Origin of the sequence: Necropsobacter massiliensis (assembly GCF_000827595.2) — a bacterium.
In the GTDB taxonomy this organism is placed as follows: Bacteria; Pseudomonadota; Gammaproteobacteria; order Enterobacterales; family Pasteurellaceae; genus Necropsobacter; species Necropsobacter massiliensis.
On sequence record NZ_LN776183.1, the window covers coordinates 157,649 to 176,196 of the forward strand.

At 45.2% G+C, this 18,548-nt stretch carries 17 protein-coding genes, 1 tRNA gene and 1 pseudogene; 13 read left to right on the forward strand and 6 right to left on the reverse strand.

Features of this window, described 5'->3' with window-relative positions; genetic code table 11:
* Nucleotides 1–45 precede the first annotated feature (45 nt).
* The 3 genes from BN3349_RS04620 to BN3349_RS04630 all read right to left on the reverse strand — a co-directional run bounded on the left by BN3349_RS04620 (nt 46) and on the right by BN3349_RS04630 (nt 1,682).
* Entirely contained in the window at nt 46–471 is a 426-nt protein-coding gene (locus BN3349_RS04620; protein WP_040976200.1) for a TOBE domain-containing protein, read from the reverse strand.
* Nucleotides 472–669: 198 nt separating this feature from the next.
* A complete protein-coding gene (recR, locus tag BN3349_RS04625) occupies nt 670–1,275 on the reverse strand; it encodes a recombination mediator RecR (protein ID WP_040976201.1) in 606 nt (201 codons plus the stop codon).
* Nucleotides 1,276–1,352: 77 nt separating this feature from the next.
* Entirely contained in the window at nt 1,353–1,682 is a 330-nt protein-coding gene (locus tag BN3349_RS04630; protein WP_040976202.1) for a YbaB/EbfC family nucleoid-associated protein, read from the reverse strand.
* Between the two features lie 182 nt (nt 1,683–1,864).
* Between BN3349_RS04630 and BN3349_RS04635 the strand changes: the two genes are divergently transcribed.
* The 4 genes from BN3349_RS04635 to BN3349_RS04650 all read left to right on the forward strand — a co-directional run bounded on the left by BN3349_RS04635 (nt 1,865) and on the right by BN3349_RS04650 (nt 4,732).
* Nucleotides 1,865–3,802, forward strand: a complete 1,938-nt coding sequence (locus BN3349_RS04635) for a DNA topoisomerase III (protein ID WP_040976203.1) — start codon at nt 1,865–1,867, stop codon at nt 3,800–3,802.
* Between the two features lie 110 nt (nt 3,803–3,912).
* Nucleotides 3,913–4,263, forward strand: a complete 351-nt coding sequence (gene secG, locus BN3349_RS04640) for a preprotein translocase subunit SecG (RefSeq protein ID WP_040976204.1) — start codon at nt 3,913–3,915, stop codon at nt 4,261–4,263.
* A 9-nt stretch (nt 4,264–4,272) separates the two neighbouring features.
* Nucleotides 4,273–4,358 (forward strand) — tRNA-Leu (locus tag BN3349_RS04645).
* Between the two features lie 203 nt (nt 4,359–4,561).
* Entirely contained in the window at nt 4,562–4,732 is a 171-nt protein-coding gene (locus BN3349_RS04650; protein WP_245853741.1) for an integrase arm-type DNA-binding domain-containing protein, read from the forward strand.
* Here BN3349_RS04650 and BN3349_RS12035 read toward each other — a convergent pair.
* Both BN3349_RS12035 and BN3349_RS12040 read right to left on the reverse strand, forming a co-directional pair.
* Nucleotides 4,721–4,873, reverse strand: coding sequence for a hypothetical protein (locus BN3349_RS12035; protein ID WP_180334834.1), 153 nt, complete (start codon nt 4,871–4,873; stop codon nt 4,721–4,723). The two genes, BN3349_RS04650 and BN3349_RS12035, sit on opposite strands and share 12 nt — an antisense overlap.
* A 14-nt stretch (nt 4,874–4,887) precedes the next feature.
* Complete coding sequence (locus tag BN3349_RS12040) at nt 4,888–5,028, reverse strand: hypothetical protein (protein ID WP_180334835.1); 141 nt, start codon at nt 5,026–5,028, stop codon at nt 4,888–4,890.
* A 68-nt stretch (nt 5,029–5,096) separates the two neighbouring features.
* Between BN3349_RS12040 and BN3349_RS04655 the strand changes: the two genes are divergently transcribed.
* From BN3349_RS04655 to BN3349_RS04680, 6 genes and pseudogenes are all read left to right on the forward strand, one after another.
* Nucleotides 5,097–5,345 carry a hypothetical protein gene (locus tag BN3349_RS04655; RefSeq protein WP_040976205.1) on the forward strand — a complete coding sequence of 83 codons (249 nt, stop codon included), beginning with the start codon at nt 5,097–5,099 and terminating at the stop codon, nt 5,343–5,345.
* Between the two features lie 84 nt (nt 5,346–5,429).
* Complete coding sequence (locus tag BN3349_RS04660) at nt 5,430–5,618, forward strand: hypothetical protein (protein WP_040976206.1); 189 nt, start codon at nt 5,430–5,432, stop codon at nt 5,616–5,618.
* An 18-nt stretch (nt 5,619–5,636) separates the two neighbouring features.
* Entirely contained in the window at nt 5,637–5,894 is a 258-nt protein-coding gene (locus tag BN3349_RS04665) for a type II toxin-antitoxin system RelE/ParE family toxin (protein WP_245853744.1), read from the forward strand.
* Between the two features lie 393 nt (nt 5,895–6,287).
* Nucleotides 6,288–7,904, forward strand: a complete 1,617-nt coding sequence (locus tag BN3349_RS04670; RefSeq protein ID WP_040976208.1) for an ESPR domain-containing protein — start codon at nt 6,288–6,290, stop codon at nt 7,902–7,904.
* 25 nt (nt 7,905–7,929) lie between these two features.
* Nucleotides 7,930–8,010: pseudogene (locus BN3349_RS12330) on the forward strand (hypothetical protein); the annotation flags it as partial.
* 27 nt (nt 8,011–8,037) lie between these two features.
* Nucleotides 8,038–14,166: a YadA-like family protein gene (locus BN3349_RS04680; protein ID WP_040976209.1), complete on the forward strand. Its 6,129-nt coding sequence runs from the start codon at nt 8,038–8,040 to the stop codon at nt 14,164–14,166.
* Nucleotides 14,167–14,619: 453 nt separating this feature from the next.
* Here the strand turns inward: BN3349_RS04680 and BN3349_RS04685 are convergent, their stop codons facing one another.
* A complete protein-coding gene (locus tag BN3349_RS04685) occupies nt 14,620–15,369 on the reverse strand; it encodes a YdcF family protein (protein WP_040976210.1) in 750 nt (249 codons plus the stop codon).
* 186 nt (nt 15,370–15,555) lie between these two features.
* Between BN3349_RS04685 and BN3349_RS04690 the strand changes: the two genes are divergently transcribed.
* The 3 genes from BN3349_RS04690 (at nt 15,556) to BN3349_RS04700 (ending at nt 18,548) form a co-directional block, all read left to right on the forward strand.
* Nucleotides 15,556–16,533 (forward strand): polysaccharide pyruvyl transferase family protein, encoded by a 978-nt coding sequence (locus BN3349_RS04690; RefSeq protein WP_032108837.1) that lies wholly within the window; start codon nt 15,556–15,558, stop codon nt 16,531–16,533.
* Nucleotides 16,523–17,710, forward strand: a complete 1,188-nt coding sequence (locus BN3349_RS04695; RefSeq protein WP_040976211.1) for a lipopolysaccharide biosynthesis protein — start codon at nt 16,523–16,525, stop codon at nt 17,708–17,710. The genes BN3349_RS04690 and BN3349_RS04695 overlap by 11 nt, the downstream gene beginning before the upstream one ends.
* Nucleotides 17,711–17,774: 64 nt before the next feature.
* Nucleotides 17,775–18,548: a glycosyltransferase family 25 protein gene (locus BN3349_RS04700; protein ID WP_040976212.1), complete on the forward strand. Its 774-nt coding sequence runs from the start codon at nt 17,775–17,777 to the stop codon at nt 18,546–18,548.

Here is an 18,548-nt window from a genome sequence, read left to right on the forward strand (position 1 = left end):
AGAAAAACATCCCGTCGCGGCGGGATGTTTTGTTTTCTGCAATAATTAGCGTTTAACGCCTAAAATCACATTTGAGGCTTTAATAAGAGCGGTTACTTCTGAACCGATTTTCAGCCCTAAACGTTTTAAACTGGTTTCCGTAATAATCGCGGTAAGCTCAGTACCCGCGTTGGTTTTAACAATCACTTCGGCATTGACGGCGCCGTCGATAATTTGTTGAACCGTACCTTTCAGTTGATTGCGGGAAGAAAGAATCAGCTCGCTATCCGTCGATAAAATAACCGCCGGCGCTTTGAAAATCGCAATTGCTGGCGAACCGATTTGTAAACCTAGATTTGCCGTACTTTCCGATGTAATTACTGCCACCAAGGTTTCACCCGCAGCTAAAGAAAGTTCTATCACGTCATTGGTTGCGCCTTTTTTAATCGATTTTACTGTTGCCTGAAGCTGATTTCTTGCACTGATAGTCATAATAATTCCTTTGTGTTGGTCAATAAGGCTATTATTCTAACAAAATATTCTAAAGAGAAAATATTTTATTGATCATTATATAAATAAGTATATAATGAAACTGCTTTGTAAGTAGTAGATGAAAAGGCTGGTGCATTTCCCATCATCTTTCCCCCAAGATGAATTTGCACCAGCCATTTTTTTATCCGTTGTATTTGATTAAGTATTGATCTCCCGTCGACCGAGGAATGAGTGCGTGAGGGTGGTGCCGTCCACAGTTTCCAGCTCGCCGCCCACCGGAATGCCGTGTGCAATGCGGCTGACTTTAATACCTTGCTGCAAACAGAGTTCGGCAATATAGTTTGCCGTGGCATCACCTTCTACCGTCGGATTGGTCGCCAGAATCACTTCGCTGAAATTTTCTGTTTGCAAGCGCTTGTGCAATAGATCCAGCCCGATTTCGCGCGGACCAATGCCGTCTAGCGGCGACAAATGTCCCATTAATACGAAATAGCGTCCGGAAAATTGTCCGGTTTGCTCAATCGCTTGAATATCCGCCGGCTGTTCGACGACACAGAGCAAGCCGGTGTTCTGTCGGCGCGGATTGTTGCAAATGGTGCAGATATCTTCTTCCGTAAAGGTGCGGCATTGCTCGCAATGACCGATTTGCGACATCGCGGCGGTAAGTGCGCGAGCAAGTTCCATGCCGCCGCTGCGATCCCGCTGGAGCAGATGATAAGCCATCCGTTGTGCCGATTTAGGACCAACCCCCGGCAAGCAACGCAAGGCTTCGATCAGATGTTCTAAAAGTGGACTGGTTTGCATAACTTTCGTTGAAATGATGAAAAAATATACCGCACTTTGGTGCAGAAGCAAAAGTGCGGTCGGATTTTGTTGTGTTTTTAGAATGGCATTTTAAAGCCCGGCGGTAATGACATGCCGGCAGTTACGGACGCCATTTTTTCTTTCTGCAATTCTTCTGCGCGACGTACCGCATCATTAAAGGCGGCGGCGATTAAATCTTCCAACATTTCTTTGTCATCCGCCATTAAGGACGGGTCGATCTCGATACGACGGCAGTTATGCGCGCCGTTAACGGTGATTTTTACCAGCCCCGCACCGGATTCGCCGGTCACTTCCAACTGTGCGATTTCTTCCTGCATTTTCTGCATGCGATCCTGCATTTGTTGAGCTTGTTTCATTAAATTGCCTAAGCCGCCTTTTCCAAACATAATTTTTCCCTGCGTAATTGAATTAAAAAACCCGGGCATTTTAACGAAAAATGAATAAATTGGGAATAGGGCGCGCCGCCCTGTCGGCTGATTCGTCCGTTGTTGCTGAAAATTGGCGCAAGCGCAATATAAATCTATGCTAGAATTGCGCTTTCAAATCAAACAAGTGATTATTCTGTTTTATGCGATTATTTATAGCGGAAAAACCTAGCCTTGCGCGCGCCATTGCCGATGTGCTGCCAAAACCGCAGCAACGCGGCGACGGCTTTATTCGCTGCGGTGAAAACGATTATGTGACCTGGTGTGTCGGTCATCTGTTGGAGCAGGCAGAGCCGGACGCCTATGACGCGCGATTTAAACAATGGCGGTTGGAATATTTGCCGATTGTGCCGGAAAAATGGCAGCTGATTCCGCGTAACGCAGTGAAAAAACAATTGGATATTGTGGTTAAATTGATTCGTCAGGCAGATGAGCTGATTAATGCCGGCGACCCGGACAGAGAAGGGCAACTGCTGGTTGATGAAGTGTTTAATTATGCCGATTTGCCTGCGGAGAAACGCAATCGGATTCAGCGTTGCCTGATTAGCGATTTAAACCCCAATGCAGTGGACAAGGCGGTACATAAGCTGCTGCCTAATCGTGATTTTATTCCGCTGGCGACTTCCGCACTGGCGCGGGCGCGGGCAGATTGGCTGTACGGCATTAATATGACTCGCGCTTATACCATTCGCGGGCGACAGGCGGGATATGACGGCGTATTGTCGGTCGGGCGCGTGCAAACTCCGGTGTTGGGGCTGATTGTGCGTCGCGATCTGGAAATTGAACATTTCCAGCCGAAGGATTTTTTTGAGGTGCAGGCGTGGATTGATACACAAGAGGAAACGCCGCAAAAATTCACCGCACTTTGGCAACCGAGCAAAGCCTGTGAAGATTATCAGGATGAAGACGGTAGGGTGCTTTCCCGCGCGCTGGCGGAAAATGTGGTAAAACGCATTAGCGGACAACCGGCGGAAGTGACGGAATATCTCGATAAACGGGAAAAAGAAACCGCGCCACTGCCGTATTCGCTGTCCGCATTGCAAATCGACGCCGCGAAACGCTACGGATTATCGGCACAGGCGGTGCTGGATACTTGCCAACGCTTATATGAAACCCATAAACTGATCACCTATCCGCGTTCCGACTGCCGTTATCTGCCGCAGGAGCATTTTGCCGAACGACAGAAAGTGCTGGATGCAATTTCAACTCAATTGAACGTTTATCGCCCCTTGCCCGATATTGTCGATTCGGAACAGAAAAACCGCTGTTGGAATGATAAAAAGGTGGAAGCGCATCATGCAATTATTCCCACGGCGAAAAATAAACCCGTCGCACTCAATCAGACCGAACAGAATGTATACGAACTGATTGCGCGCCAGTATCTGATGCAATTTTGCCCCGATGCGGAATATCGCAAGAGCAAAATTACCCTAAATATTGCCGGCGGCACTTTTATCGCGCAAGCGCGTAATTTACACACGGCGGGGTGGAAACAGTTGTGGGGAAAAGAGGATGAAGACGAACAACAGCAAGAGCCGCCGTTGCCGATAGTGAAAAAAGGGCAGATTCTGTTATGTGAAAAGGGTGAAATTATCAGTAAAAAAACACAGCCGCCAAAGCCTTTTACCGATGCGACCCTGCTTTCCGCCATGACCGGTATCGCTCGCTTTGTGCAGGATAAAGAATTGAAAAAAATCCTGCGCGAAACCGACGGTTTAGGCACCGAAGCCACGCGTGCCGGCATTATTGAGCTGCTGTTTAAACGCGGTTTTTTATATAAAAAAGGCAAAAATATTCACAGCTCGGCAGCCGGACGGATTTTAATTCAGGCATTGCCCGATATCGCCACCTTACCGGATATGACCGCCCATTGGGAAGCGCAGCTGGACGGCATCAGCCGTAAACAGGCGACATACGCTCAGTTTATGGATAACTTGGTCCGCCTATTGCCCGAACTGTTGCGCTATGTGAATTTGAGCGCCCTACGTCAGCTAAACAGTGCAACAAAAATGCCAGCACCGAAAAGGAAAGGCGGCTCGCGCAAAAGTGCGGTGCAAAAAAATGCTGTTTCGGCTGGGTGAAATTAACACAATCGGCAGCGATTTCATGAAAACCGCTTGCTTATGCCGCGGATATTCGATAATATCCGCACGTTAAATTAATTGCTATTTGTAAACAAGAGAACAAGATAATGTATCAAGCACTGTTAATCGTTTATTTACTGGTATCTATCGCCCTGATCGGCTTTATTTTACTCCAGCAGGGTAAAGGCGCAAATGCCGGCGCATCATTCGGCGGCGGTGCTTCCGGTACGGTTTTCGGTTCTGCCGGTGCGGGTAATTTCTTGTCGCGGACTACCGCCGTATTAGCGACGGTTTTCTTTATTGTCAGCCTTGCCATTGGTAATATTAACTCGCACCGCAACAATGTACAGCAGGGCGCGTTCGACGATTTATCGCAAGCGGCGGAACAAATTCAGCAACAGCAACCGGCAGCGCCTGCCGCAGAAAAAGAACAACAAAACAGCGACATCCCGCAATAATCGTATTTCGCTCTGATGGTGGAATTGGTAGACACGCTATCTTGAGGGGGTAGTGTCCGTAGGACGTGCGAGTTCAAGTCTCGCTCAGAGCACCACAACACTCAACAAAGCCTTTCGCAACCCAACGAAAGGCTTTATTTTTTCCACTAATTACAAGAGGTTATCGCATTTTAACCCCTCGCACCTAAACGCATCTAAACGTCTCTAACCACGAATTTTAGTAACTATCATAGTAACTATGAGAAATTTTAGTTACTATTCGCCCAATCTGGTGTTACTACGATAGGAGAGAGGCCTTGTGTCACGCATTAAGAAGCCTTTAACAGAGACAGAAATCAGGAAAGCAAAGCTAAAAGAAAAAGAATATCCTTTATCTGATGGTGGCGAGCTGATTCTAAGAGTTAAACCGAATGGATCTAAAATTTGGTTGTTTAATTATTGGTTGGTGATTGAACAATTAAGCCTTTGAATGTGGTGTATTAATATTTGTATTATTGTTTTTTTCTTCTTCCTCTGATTGAGCAGAAAAGTAACCAAATACAAATAATACCGTTATTGCTGCTAAAACGGTGGGCAACCAACTCTCTAATAAAACAATCGGCACAAGCATAATTAACACGATGCCTAACGAAAGATACCAAAAGCGCACCAATAAATACAGCAGACAGCAATAGCAGATAAGGCAACAAAACCAAACATTACAACTACGCCAAGGGCAATTCCAATGGCAATAGGCGTAACAATCAAGAAAAGAATAAGTTCCATAGTGCCTCCTTAGTTTTGTTCATTATTTAGCAACCATTTTTGAAAAGTTAAGAAAAAGTGAGCCTAAAATGAAAAAGTTAGGCATGAATGTGGCGATAGTGCAGCCAACACCGTTGCAAATAGATACCCGTCCGCCGTTATCTACCCATCCTACCGCGCAGCAGGTCGCCACTCAACCGCTGGCGGTAAATATCACGATCCATGCCGCGTCGGGACAGGATGAACGCACCATTGCGCGCATGGTTGCTCAAGAAATGCAACGCATTCAAAACCAACAGCAGGCAAGGTTGCGCAGCCGTTTACGCGACAGAGAATAACAACAGGGCGCAAGCCCTTTTTGTTGATATTATTCTGAAATACGATTATATTGTGATCATCCTTAAAACCTGAAAGGAGGATATATGCTAAAAGAAACAGGGTATGATGAATATCTGGTCCAGCAAATCAAGTTAGGACGTGACGATATTAAAGCCGGACGCGTCATTTCTTTTGAAGATGCAAAGCAACATTGGCAAAGAACGCTTGGACAAAAAGCATTAGAAATTGCCGAACAGAATGAAGAACTGGAAAAAGAACTGATTTATGGCTAAAAACTGCTTATCTCTAAATTGGCAGAAAGAAATATTGATGAGATTCTACAAAACGTCTATGAATTCACCAGCTCCGCGACCAGTTCACAAAAATTGTTAAATGATTTTATCAAACATTTTGAACTTATCAGCATGTTACCTAAAAGCGGCAAATTGCAAGCTGACAAGACAAGAATTACTTTCTGCCGGCATTATCGGATCGTCTATCAGGAAGCCGGCGAGTGTCTGGAAATCATCACGGTTATACACAGCCGAAGAAAATATCCCCAGTTCTAATAACCCAAAAACCGATTTACCATCGGTTTTTTGTTATCTACATTTTCACACCCGCACAAACTTTATGACTTTCCGCAATATTTCAATTGAAATGAAAAAAAATTCACTAAAATGAAAAAAAATTCATTGAAATGAATAAGAAAAGTATGATTTCTAAAATCTATTTCAGGTTTTGTAAAGAAGTGCAAATATTGACGAGTTAGATTGAATAAAAACTAATTGTCTATAATATGGCGGGGATTTTAGCGTAAGTCCACACTATTTTTAATGCCATTATCCCGATCGAGTCATCAGTCTTTCCAGTGTATTAGATTGTAAGGGTAAAACAGGGAAACCTTGCATGCCAGTCAGTGTGACATACCTTCGCCTCTATTTTAACTAAGGATCTATTTTATGAATAAAATTTTTAAAGTTATTTGGAATCATGCTACACAAAGCTGGGTTGCGGTTTCAGAATTAGATAAAGCAAAAGGGAAAACAAAATCATCTTCAGGTCAGAAAAAAGGTGTTGCGGTGTTGGCGCTTTCCGTTGCGGCAGCAGGCAGTTGTTTAATTGGTGGCTCAGCATTGGCGGTAACGGCAACAAATACTCCCGGAGAAGTGAGAAGTACCGATAAAGAGATTGCAATTGGCGCAGGCTCTAAAGTTGTTAATACATCAACTGTTTCTACATCATCCAGTGCAGGCGGTACGACACTCGGCGGTATGGCAATTGGCTCTAATTCTACTACAGTGGGAACAGGAGTATCCATCGGTTTAGATGCTTTTGCCGGTTCTGACTCATTGGCATTTGGTGCAGGTGCAACCGCGAATACAAATGATAAGGGTAATAATACCACTGCTCCTAGTACCGCGATTGGTAATGGTGCTTATTCAGCAGGCGAATATGCATTAGCCGTAGGTGCTTATTCTAAAGCGGCAGCGAACAGTTCAATTGCACAGGGGGTGCTGGCTGCAACTTCAAAAGCGGGATCGATAGCTATTGGTCGTCAGTCCGGTGCGAGCACAACTCAGGGAACAAGAACTTTAAGTAACGGCATACAAATTCCAACAGTTATTGTTAATCAATCGGAAGGACATGGCTCTGTTTCTCTGGGGACCCGTAGTCATGCTTATGGCGATTTAGGTGTTGCTATCGGTCAGTCTGCTTCAGTCAGCAATACTTCTGCACTATCGGTAGCGTTAGGAGCTAAATCGGTGGCAGGAGCATTTAATAATGAACAGTCTTCCACCAATGTAACCTTTTTAAATGCTTCCGGGGTAAATCAAACTAAAGAATATGCCGGGACTTATAAAGCGGTAACCATACCAACTACCGATTCCGATAAATTAATGACAGCAAGCCAAGCGAATGGTACCAGCGTATTGGCTATCGGTACCAAAGGTTCTGAACGCCAGATTCAATATGTAGCGGCAGGTCGCGTTACTGAAAATTCTACCGATGCAATCAACGGTTCTCAGCTATACCATGTATTAAAGAACGTGGGCTTTAATGTACATAACTCAAGTGATAGTTCTGTCGCTCGTATTAATAATGATTCCCATATCCAATTTAAAGACGGTAATTTAACCGAAGTGGTGGCTGCTGCAAAAAACGATGGCGTTAATGCAACGGTAACCGTCAATGTTAAACAAGGCAGTTTTGATACTACTAATAATGGTACTGTCGCCGCCAACACTACACAAACCGGTGTGGCGACCGTTGCTGATGTGGCGAAAGCGGTGCAGGATGCGGGTTGGTATGCGACTTCGAATAAAACAGGAACAGGGACTAATACCGGTTCAAGTAAAGAATTGGTTAATCCGGGCGAAACTGTAACCTTTATTGCCGGAGATAATATTAATATCACGCAAAGTGGCAGCAATTTCACTATCTCTTCAACGGCAACGAGCGGAAATGCCACCGGCGTGCATTATTATAGTGTGAAGGATGATGGCACACATAAAGATAACTACAATAACGATGGTGCCACAGCCAATAATGCCTTAGCTTGCCGGTGTTGCCGCTAAAGCCAGCGCTGAAAATGCAACGGCTATTGGGGTTAACTCAACTGCATCTGGTAAAGGTAGTGTTTCCATTGGTAATCAGTCTACAGCAACCGCGCTAAGAACAGTTGCAATTGGTGAATTGGCAAATGCCACAATGAATGATGATATTGCGGTTGGTTATAATGCAAAAACTAATGCGAACAACTCAGCTAATTCCGGCAGTAAAGGCGGCGCATTGGCATTTGGTATTCATACCAATGCCGATGGCGATAATGCAGTTGCGATTGGTAATCAAGCCAATGCGACGGGGAATTCTTCCATTGCGCTTGCCGGTAACAGCACCGGTACCGGTGCGGTAAATATCGGTTATCAAGGCGCAGCGACCGGAGATAGTGCAGTAAGCATGGGTTATTATGCTAAAGCTAGTGCGAATTATTCAACAGCGGTCGGTAGTCAAGCTAAAGCCGGCGGTATTCAATCGGCAGCGCTGGGTGCAAATGCCAATGCTTCGGCGAATTATTCCGCTGCATTGGGCGGCAATGCCAATGCCTCTGCAAATTATTCATCAGCTGTGGGTAGTAATTCAAATGCAAGTGGTGATTATTCTTTTGCCGGTGGCTATTCTTCCAATGCGAGTAGTGAAAGTGCAATTGCACTTGGTAATCAGGCAAATGCAAGCGGGGAAAGCGCCATTGCGCAAGGTTATAACGCCAGTGCGAGCAGCGAAAGTAGTATTGCTATTGGTACGGAGACGAAGGCTTCGGGAACACAGTCTATTGCTATTGGTAGCAGCAATAATGTATCTGGTAGTAATTCCAGTGCAATGGGTAACAACAATACTATCGCTTCAGCGGCGCAAAATACTAGCGTGTTGGGTAACAATGTCAATGCAACGACTGCCGATTCGGTTATTTTAGGTAATGCTTCCCAAGGCGATGCTTCCGTGGTCGCTTGTACTACCGCAACAGTAAATAATATTACTTATACTGGATTTGCCGGCACCAGCGTGGATTCCGGCGAATATGTCAGTGTCGGCGCGAAAGACGATGAACGTAAAATCATCAATGTCGCGGCAGGTAATATCACAGCAGATTCTACTGAAGCCATTAACGGTTCACAGCTGTATATTGTTGCGAATAATTTGACGGATTATGTGAATAATGTGTCTTGGAAACTGGGCGATAATAGCGGTACTAAAGTTGATGATGTAAAAGCTGGGGATCAGGTGAACTTTGTTAACGGTACTAATACTGTATCAAATGTGATTAATAACGGCACAGTATCCAATGTGTCTTATAGCGTGAAGGTGGATAATTCTACCATTAAAACTGGTGCTGACGGCAACATTACTGCAAATACAACTAATTTAACGGTGAATGGCAACGGCACTGTAAACGTTGGTGGTGACGGCTCAAATCTGGTAAATGCCACTACCGTTACCAATGCGATTAACAATGCTTCATTTGTAGCGACAATCGGCACCAATACGACTACTTTTGCTAATCAGGATGGTAAATCCAACTATACCGTGAAAGCCGGCGAAACCCTGATATTCCAAGCAGGTAAAAACCTGAAAGTGAAACAGGAAAACGGTACGTTTACTTATGCAACAGAAGATAATGTGAGTTTTGATAACGTTACTGTCGGCAATGTGACGATTGATAAGGACAATGGTATCAATGCAGGTAATATGACTATTACCAATGTATCCAACGGCACCAATGCAACGGATGCGGTAAATCTGAGTCAGTTAAATGCGACCAAAACTGAAGTGACTTCAAATAATAAGACCGTTAATGTGACCAGTTCGACCGGTGATAAAGGTCAGACAATTTATAATGTTGAAGTACTGACGGATGGAACAACCATTAATAGCAATAGCACAACCGGCAAACTGGAAGTGGTAACCGGTAATACTACAACCAATAGCAACGGTACTGCCACAGTAGCGAATGGCAGCAACTCAAGCAGTGTGGCAACAGTTGGTGATATTGTTAACACTATTAACAATGTGTCTTGGAATATTACTTCCGGTACTAACGGTACAGGTACTCAAACAGGTACTCAATCTGAGGAACAGGTTAAAGCCGGTGAAATGGTTACCTTGTTAGCCGGAGATAATATGGTGATCAAGCAAGACGGACAGAATTTCACTTACTCTGTCAGTGCGACGCCGACATTTACCAACGTGACCGTTAACGACACCTTAACCGTTGGACCGGTAAGTATTAACTCAACTGGTATCAATGCGGGCAATACGACGATCACTAATGTATCCAACGGCACCAATGCAACGGATGCGGTAAATTTGAGTCAGTTAAATGCAACCAAAACCGAAGTGACTTCAAATAATAATACTGTCAATGTTACCAGTTCGATCGGTGATAAGGGGCAGACAATTTATAATGTTGAAGTGCTGACGGATGGAACAACCATTAATAGCAACAGCACAACCGGCAAACTGGAAGTGGTCACCGGTAATACCACAACCAATAGTAACGGTACTGCTGCGGTAGCGAATGGCAGCAACTCAAGTAGCGTGGCAACAGTCGGTGATATTGTTAACACTATTAACAATGTGTCTTGGAAGCTGGGCGATAACAGCGGCACTAAAGTCGATGATGTAAAAGCCGGTGATCAGATTAATTTTGTTAACGGCACCAATACCGTGGCGAATGTGACTGTTACCAAAAACGGCACAGTCTCCAATGTGTCTTACAGCGTTAATGTGGATAATTCCACCATTAAAACTGACGGTGATAAAATTGTTGCTAATACCACGAATTTGACGGTAAACGATAACGGCACTGTAGCAGTTGATACTAACGGAAACGGTTCAAATCTGGTGAATGCCACTACCGTTACCAATGCGATTAACAACGCTTCCTTTGTAGCGACAATTGGCAGTGATAGCACTGATTTTGAAGATCAAAAAGGCAAGTCTGAATATAAAGTGAAAGCTGGCGAAACCCTGAAATTCCAAGCAGGTAAAAACCTGAAAGTGAAACAGGAAAACGGTACCTTTACTTATGCCACAAAAGATGATGTGAGCTTTAACAGTGTGAAAGTGGGCAATGTAACAATTAACTCCACTACCGGTATTGATGCGGGTAACACTACAATTACTAACGTGACGGCAGGTACCAATGCAACAGATGCGGTGAATGTCAGCCAGTTAAATTCTTCGGTGGCAGCATCGAAAGAAGAGGTGACTTCAAATAACAAGTCCATTAAAGTTAATGTTACCCAAAATGCAAATGGTTCAAATGTTTTTGATTTAGCGGTTAATACCGACGGTAAAACAATTAATACCAATAGTTCTACCGGTGCATTGGAAGTTGTGAGCGGTAATACCACCACCAATAGTAACGGCACAGCGAAAGTGACGGACGGTAGCAATATTACGGACGTAGCGACAATCGGCGATATTGTTAACACCATTAACAATGTGTCTTGGAATGCCATTGCGGGTAAAGTTGATGGTACTAACGGCGAGGTTGAAGGCAATGCCACTGCCAAAGTGAAAGCCGGTGAAACCGTGACTTACAACGCAGGTAAAAATATCAAGATTGCACAAAACGGTACGACATTTAATCTTTCTACCACTGATGACGTAAACTTTAACAGCGTTAAAGTCGGTAATGTCACCATTAATTCTACCGGCATTGATGCAGGTAATACCCAAATTACCAACGTAACAGCGGGTACCAATGGCACAGATGCGGTGAATCTGGATCAGTTAAATAAATCCGTGGCGGCGTCGAAAGAAGAAGTGACCTCAAAAGATAAATCCGTGACAGTCAATGTGTCACAAAACACCACAACTGGTGCGAATATTTATGATTTAGCGGTCAACACCGACGGTACAACCATTAACACCAACAGCACCACTGGCAAATTGGAAGTAATCACCGGCGGTTCACAAGTCAATGCCAATGGTACGGCAGCGGCGAAAAGCGGTGATGAAAATAAAGTGGCGACTGTGGGCGATATCGTCAATACGGTAAATAATGTGTCTTGGAATCTGACGACCTCAAAATCTGATGGTAATGTGACAGGTACAACGGAAGAACAGATTAAAGCCGGTGAAGTGGTGACGATTGACGCGGGTAAAAATATTAATGTGACCCAGTCTGCGAATAAGATTTCTATCGCGACGAATATGAATTCCACATTTGACAGCGTTAAAGTCGGCAATGTCACCATTAATTCTACCGGCATTGATGCAGGCGATACGCAAATCACTAATGTAAAAGCCGGCACCAACGGTACGGATGCGGTGAATTTAGATCAGTTGAATTCATCGGTTGCGGCGGCGAAGACCGAAGTAACCTCTAAAGATCAAACCGTAAACGTCACCAATTCTACCGGTGCCAACGGTCAGACTATTTACGATTTATCGGTGAAAACCGGCTCGTTTAATAACACCACCAACGGGTCTTTAGTGGCGGGTAATGACGGTTTCGCGACGGTTACCGATATTATCAATGCGGTAAATGGCGGTTATTGGAAAGTCGGTAATAACGCCGGCAGTGAAACCGCACAGATTAAATTCGGCGATCAGGTGAACTTTGTCAACGGTGTTGGTACGAAATCCAATGTCAGCGGTGCAAATGTGAGCTTTGATGTGAATTTAGTTTCCGGCGATAAATCTGTCAGCATCACTAATAATACCGATGGTTCTGTGAACTTGAGCGTGAATACCACCAATGTGAAAAACGCCTTGGCCGGTAATGTCACCACAAATCCGAACGGTACGGTGAAAGTAGCGGACAACACTGACGGCTCCAACTTTGTTAATGCAACCAATGTGGTTAATGCGATTAACAATTCCGGTTGGATCACCAACTCAACCACGGCGACTGGCGGTGCAAACGAAACCGTGATTAATCCGGGTAAAGCGGTGAATTTTGAAGCGGGTGATAATATGCAAGTCAGCCAAAGCGTTGATGCCAACGGCAATGTGACTTATACCTATGCGACAAAAGAAAACGTCACCTTTAAGAATTTAAATGTGACTGGCGATACCAAAGTGAATAACTTTAGCGTCGCGGCTAACTCGACTGTGGATATGGGCGGCAACCAAATCACCAATGTATCTGCCGGCACGAATGGCACCGATGCGGTGAATGTGGATCAGCTGAAAGAAAACATTACCAATATTAACAATAATATCGCCAATGCGACGGAATCGGTGAAATGGAAACTGACCGGCAATAATGACGATGCCAACGCGACCACCGTCGGCAATCAAACTGTCAGCTTTAATAACGGCACAGGTACTGTTGCGGTAGTGAACGGTACGAACGTAACTTATAACGTAGATACCGGCAATATCACCACCAATTCCACCACCGGCGTGGCATCCGGCGATATTACGCCGACTAAGATTGCCACCACCGGCGATGTAATCAACGCGATTAACAACAGCGGCTGGCGAACAACCAATACCGATGGTAGCACTTCGCTGATTAATCCGGGCGACAGCGTGAATTATGTGAACGGTAACGGCACTGCGGCAAACGTGACCACCAAAGACGGCGTAACAACGGTTTCTTATGACGTTAAAACGACCAATCTGACCGTTAACGACAACGGCACAGTGGCGGCACCGACCGACGGTTCAAGCGTAGTGAATGCGACGACAGTTGCCAATACGGTAAACAATGTCAGCTGGAATCTGCATTCGACCAAAGTTGAAGGCAGCAGCGGTAAAGTGACCGACAGCAGCGATACTAAGGCATCGAAAGTCAAAGCCGGTAATACGGTGAATATTAATGCCGGTAACAATATCGAGATCACTCGCAAAGGCAAGGATGTGGCGATTGCTACCTCCATGAACCCGACATTTGATACGGTTAAAATCGGCAGCGGCGATAATGCAACAACGATCTCATCTGACAAGAGCGGTATCAGTATTGCCGGTAATAACGGTGAAGCGCGCCAAATCCATAACGTGAAAGGCGGCACGGCAGACACCGACGCGGTGAACGTCAGCCAGCTGAAACAAAGCATGGGCGATGTGTATAACCGGATCAACCGTAACAATAAAGATCTGCGCGCAGGTATCGCCGGTGCCAACGCCGCAGCAGGTTTACCGCAGGTCTATATTCCGGGTAAATCCATGGTAGCGGCGTCGGCAGGTACCTTCAAAGGTCAAAGCGCCGTAGCGGTGGGCTATTCTCGCGCCAGCGATAACGGCAAAGTTATCCTGAAACTACAGGGTAATGCCAATACGCAAGGCGACGTGGGCGGTTCCGTCGGCGTGGGTTATCAATGGTAATCCTAATCTAGCCTGATAAAGTGCGGTTAAAATTCTCTGTGTTTTTTAACCGCACTTTTTTTATCGGTTAGGTTTTCTGAATCTCCTTGAGCTTTTTGAATCTCCTTGAACTTTTTGAATCTCCCCTAGCCCCTCTTTAGGAAAGAGGGGGAATAAGAATGAAGGGGAAATGAGAAAAATGAGAGGGATGGGAATGAGGATGTTTGATTTAGCGATTTTTTCAATAATTGCAGTATGCTTGGTTATCGGTTAAAACGATGCAATCAGTGTTTAAATATGTCTAATTCAGTCTGATAAAGTGCGGTTAAAATTCTCTGTGTTTTTTAACCGCACTTTTTTTATCGGTTAGGTTTTCTTGAATCTCCCTGAACTTTTTTGGAATCTCCCCTTCCCCCTCTTTAGGAAAGAGGAGGAATTGTTATGGGGAATCAAAAGCGAAATGGCGGGATAGCGTTAAACTATTTTTTCTTTCCAATAGCCTAGCCATTCTTTCAGTGCTTGCATATTGGCTGGCATGGCGCTTGCTTGCGGGATAAAGTGCATTAGGTTGAGCGGGTAATAATCCGGCGTGACGCCCTCGCCGACACTTGCCGGTAAGACCTCGAAGCCTTGTTTTTCAAACAGCAGTTTTGCGCGCTGCATATGCCATTGATTGGTCACCAAAATAATGCGGTGAATATTTTCTTTTGCCAGTATATCATGGGTAAAACGGGCGTTTTCCGCGGTGGTGTGCGATTGCTTTTCCTGCCATTGGGTCGGTGTTTGAAAGAAGGTTTGCAGTTCGTTCGCCATAATTTTGGCTTCTGAATTGCCGTTCGGGTTGCCGCCGCTGATTAGAATCGGTAACCGGGTTTGATGATATAAATAAGCGGCGTAGCGTAAGCGTTCCAACGGAATCGGCGGAACCGCAAGAGTGCCGAACAGTTCTTTGCTGTCGCGCAGCCCGCCGCCCAGTACCACAATAGCCTGCGCGGATTTGTAATCGTCAAGCGTCAGGTTATCTGCAATCAGCAGGCTGTTTTGCAGCTTTTGCGCGGTGTAGGGAATGCTGAAAATATATAAAATCAGGATACCGAACAGGCTACAGGCGTAACTGAATTTTTTATAGTCCAGGTAACCGAACAATACTGCCAGCAGCCATAAAAGTAAAACGTTAAACGGCGGAAGAACTAAGGCAGTAAGAAATTTTGTCAGTGCATACATAGGGTTATACCTTGTCGATAAAGAACTATCGGAATAGTCCGTTGTCAAACTAAAAGTTGTGAATATTAGGGCGCAAGCATAAAGCGCTTATAATATTTTGTAAAGATGCTTAAGCATACGAACGTTATGCTTTAAAATGCCCTCCTTTGGCACAAGCCTTCTATTAGAGAGTAAACGGGTTGAAAAATGAATGACGTATTAGTTTCCCTGAAGCAGGAATTGAAAAAAATTCTTGCCTTGATTATCGATAAAAACGATGTGCTGTATTTTGATTATCCGTTGCATTTGAATGTCGGTGATCTGCTGATTTATGCCGGCACCGAAACTTTTTTTAAAGATTATGCGGTTAATATTCGTCTGCGCCGTTGTTTGCAGAGTTTTAATCTTGCTGAAATAAAAAAATATGTGAACCCGAACACCACGTTATTATGCCATGGTGGCGGCAATTTCGGTGATTTGTACCCCTCGATTCAGCGCTTGCGTGAAGAGCTGGTCACGGCGTTTCCGCACAATCGGATTATTGTATTGCCGCAAACCGCGCATTTTGCCGACCAAAACGCGTTGGAGAAATCGGCGGCGATTTTTTCTGCCCATCAGGACTGTTATTTGTTCGCGCGTGATACGGCAACATTTGAGCTTATGCGGCAGAAATTTTCCGATAAGGTCTTTTTATCGCCGGATATGGCGCATCAGCTGTACGGCGTATTAAGCCCGAAAGAAAAAAGTGCGGTGCAAAATCCGGCAGAAAAACCGCTTTATTTTTTAAGAAAAGATATTGAAGCCAGCCAGCTGGAACAAGAGATTCGGGCAACATTGCCGCCGGATGCCGCGGTGAAAGACTGGGACGATATTTTAACCGAACAAGATGTCAACTATGAACTGCTGTGCGGTCGTCTGGCGCGGATTGCCAATAAGCTGCATTTGGCATTTCTGAAAAATAAGGTCAATACTCTGTGGTATCGGCATACGTGGGATGTGATCGAGCGGGCGAGAGCGGAATTTATCCGCTATGACAGCGTGATCACCAGCCGTCTGCACGGGCATATTTTTTCCTGTCTGTTGGAATTGCCGAATCAGGTGTGTGATAATTCTTACGGTAAAAATTCCGGTTATTACAATCAATGGACGAAAGATATTGATTTTGCAACACAATATGAACGGTAATCATCGCAATCTGCTCAGCTTGCTGTTGGTCACTATCGTTAGCACCGGGCTGACAATGGTGAGTTCCTTTTTGCTGGCGCGCCTCTTAACGGTGGACGAGCGCGGCGCATTTCAATTGTTCGTGACTGCGGTCACCTATGTGGTCACGGTGGGCGCCGGCGGTGTGGGGTTTGCTTTGGCGCTGTGCATGCGCCATAAACAATACGAGCGCTGGCGCTATTATTTCGTCAGCTTTCTGATTATCGCCGGACTGGTCGCTATTATCGCCCTGTGCCTGTTTAATATTACGAATTTGAATGCGCTGTTTGTATTTAATGTGGTGCTCACCGCAGTATTAACCATTACGCTGGAAAATAGCAAAATCGACGCCAATCTGGGCATTTATCGCCTGCTGTCGTTGCAACAGCCGATTTTGGCCGTGTTACTGTACGGCACATATTATGTGCTGTTCGGCGAGCAACATATCGCCGTGGCGGTTTATTTGCTGACTGGGCTGACTGCCGTGCAGGCCTTGTGCTGTATATATTATCTGGCAAAAATTGAAGCGAAATTCAAACGCGAAAATGAGATTACCGATATTGATATCGGCTTTTTTAGTAAAAACTGGATCAAGCAGAATTTATTACAGACGTTCGGCGCCACGACGGTGAATTTGGATAAATTTTTGATTGTTTCTTTAATGGGAAATTACACGTTGGGGCTTTATACGGTATGTATCGCCTTTGACGCGTTGCTGACCAAGTTTATCAATATGCTGGCGGATTATTATTATTCCGGGTTGCTGAATAACTTCAACCGAATTAAACCGGTGCTATTGCTGATTGCCGCCATGAGCATCGGTGCAGTGGCGCTGGTGCCGTTTTTAGCTGAACCGGTGGTGACCTTCTTTTTCGGCGCGCGCTATGCGCCGGCGGCACCGGCATTACTGTTGTTTATTATCAATTCGATTTTAGCGGGATTATCATGGGTGTTGTCGCAGAATATGTTGATTCTGGGCAAACAGGTACTGCTGTTTACCCGCCAGCTGGTGTCGATTGCGGTGCTGGTTAGCCTGTTTTTCTGGTTTAAGGAGCAGGGGCTGTATGGCGTAGGTTATGCGCTAATCGGCGCGAGTCTAACCCGTCTGCTGATTTCTGTATTGTATTATTATAAATTTCCGGTCAGGCAGTCGCCGTAATTGCATTGCCGAGACAAAAAAGTGGTTTAGCTTGTTGCAAAGCAAGTGGCAAGTAGGAATATACATGAAAAAATATCTGATTTCTCTGGATAAAGACAGTCATCGTCGCGAGCTGTTTTTCGCGCAGCCCGATACGCAGGATTTCCATGTGTTCAGTGCAATTAACACGATGGCGGAAACGGACGAAAAATTGACCGCACTTTTTGATGCGGATAGATTCGCCCAGCGTTACGGCAGAGCGGTGACAAAGGGCGAAATTGGCTGCACCCTAAGTCATCTGGCGGTGTATCGACTGATTGAGCAAGACAACACGATTGCAGAAAACGAATATTGTCTGATCTGTGAGGACGATGCTTTGTTTGCGCCGGATTTTCAGCCGAATCTGGATTGCATTTTGCGCCAGCGGCTTGGCACCGAGATTATTTTGATCGGACAGTCTAAAATTCCCGCTTTCCATCACTGGGAGCTGGAAATCAATTACCCGACCACCTTTGCCTGTTTGTGCAAGCCGCTTGCCGGCAGTCAGCGGCGTTATGCTTATCCTTACCGTAATTATTTTGCCGGCACGGTCGCTTACTTGATTAAAAAATCGGCGTTGAAAGCTTTTCTGGCGCCGCAATACGCGCGCCCATTCTGGCTGGCGGACGATTATATTCTGTTCGGTGATGCCTTTAAGCTGGCGGTGGGCGTGATTCGTCCGCTGCTGGTCATCGAAAATCCAGCGCTTACCAGCAATCTGGAAACGTTGCGCGGTTCATTACAGCATAATATATGGCAGAAACTCATCAAATATCCGGCAAAAAAAGTGTTGGCGGTTAAACGAAATTTAGGAAAATAA

What these genes read in the sequence shown, in the direction of transcription:
- secG (WP_040976204.1), top strand. Translation starts at nt 3,913, where the DNA reads ATGTATCAAGCACTGTTAATCGTTTATTTACTGGTATCTATCGCCCTG.
- BN3349_RS04700 (WP_040976212.1), top strand. Translation starts at nt 17,775, where the DNA reads ATGAAAAAATATCTGATTTCTCTGGATAAAGACAGTCATCGTCGCGAG.
- BN3349_RS04630 (WP_040976202.1), bottom strand. Translation starts at nt 1,682, where the DNA reads ATGTTTGGAAAAGGCGGCTTAGGCAATTTAATGAAACAAGCTCAACAA.
- BN3349_RS04655 (WP_040976205.1), top strand. Translation starts at nt 5,097, where the DNA reads ATGAAAAAGTTAGGCATGAATGTGGCGATAGTGCAGCCAACACCGTTG.
- BN3349_RS04680 (WP_040976209.1), top strand. Translation starts at nt 8,038, where the DNA reads ATGAATGATGATATTGCGGTTGGTTATAATGCAAAAACTAATGCGAAC.
- BN3349_RS12040 (WP_180334835.1), bottom strand. Translation starts at nt 5,028, where the DNA reads ATGGAACTTATTCTTTTCTTGATTGTTACGCCTATTGCCATTGGAATT.
- BN3349_RS04685 (WP_040976210.1), bottom strand. Translation starts at nt 15,369, where the DNA reads ATGTATGCACTGACAAAATTTCTTACTGCCTTAGTTCTTCCGCCGTTT.
- BN3349_RS04635 (WP_040976203.1), top strand. Translation starts at nt 1,865, where the DNA reads ATGCGATTATTTATAGCGGAAAAACCTAGCCTTGCGCGCGCCATTGCC.
- BN3349_RS04660 (WP_040976206.1), top strand. Translation starts at nt 5,430, where the DNA reads ATGCTAAAAGAAACAGGGTATGATGAATATCTGGTCCAGCAAATCAAG.
- BN3349_RS04690 (WP_032108837.1), top strand. Translation starts at nt 15,556, where the DNA reads ATGAATGACGTATTAGTTTCCCTGAAGCAGGAATTGAAAAAAATTCTT.
- BN3349_RS04695 (WP_040976211.1), top strand. Translation starts at nt 16,523, where the DNA reads ATGAACGGTAATCATCGCAATCTGCTCAGCTTGCTGTTGGTCACTATC.
- recR (WP_040976201.1), bottom strand. Translation starts at nt 1,275, where the DNA reads ATGCAAACCAGTCCACTTTTAGAACATCTGATCGAAGCCTTGCGTTGC.
- BN3349_RS12035 (WP_180334834.1), bottom strand. Translation starts at nt 4,873, where the DNA reads ATGCTTGTGCCGATTGTTTTATTAGAGAGTTGGTTGCCCACCGTTTTA.
- BN3349_RS04670 (WP_040976208.1), top strand. Translation starts at nt 6,288, where the DNA reads ATGAATAAAATTTTTAAAGTTATTTGGAATCATGCTACACAAAGCTGG.
- BN3349_RS04620 (WP_040976200.1), bottom strand. Translation starts at nt 471, where the DNA reads ATGACTATCAGTGCAAGAAATCAGCTTCAGGCAACAGTAAAATCGATT.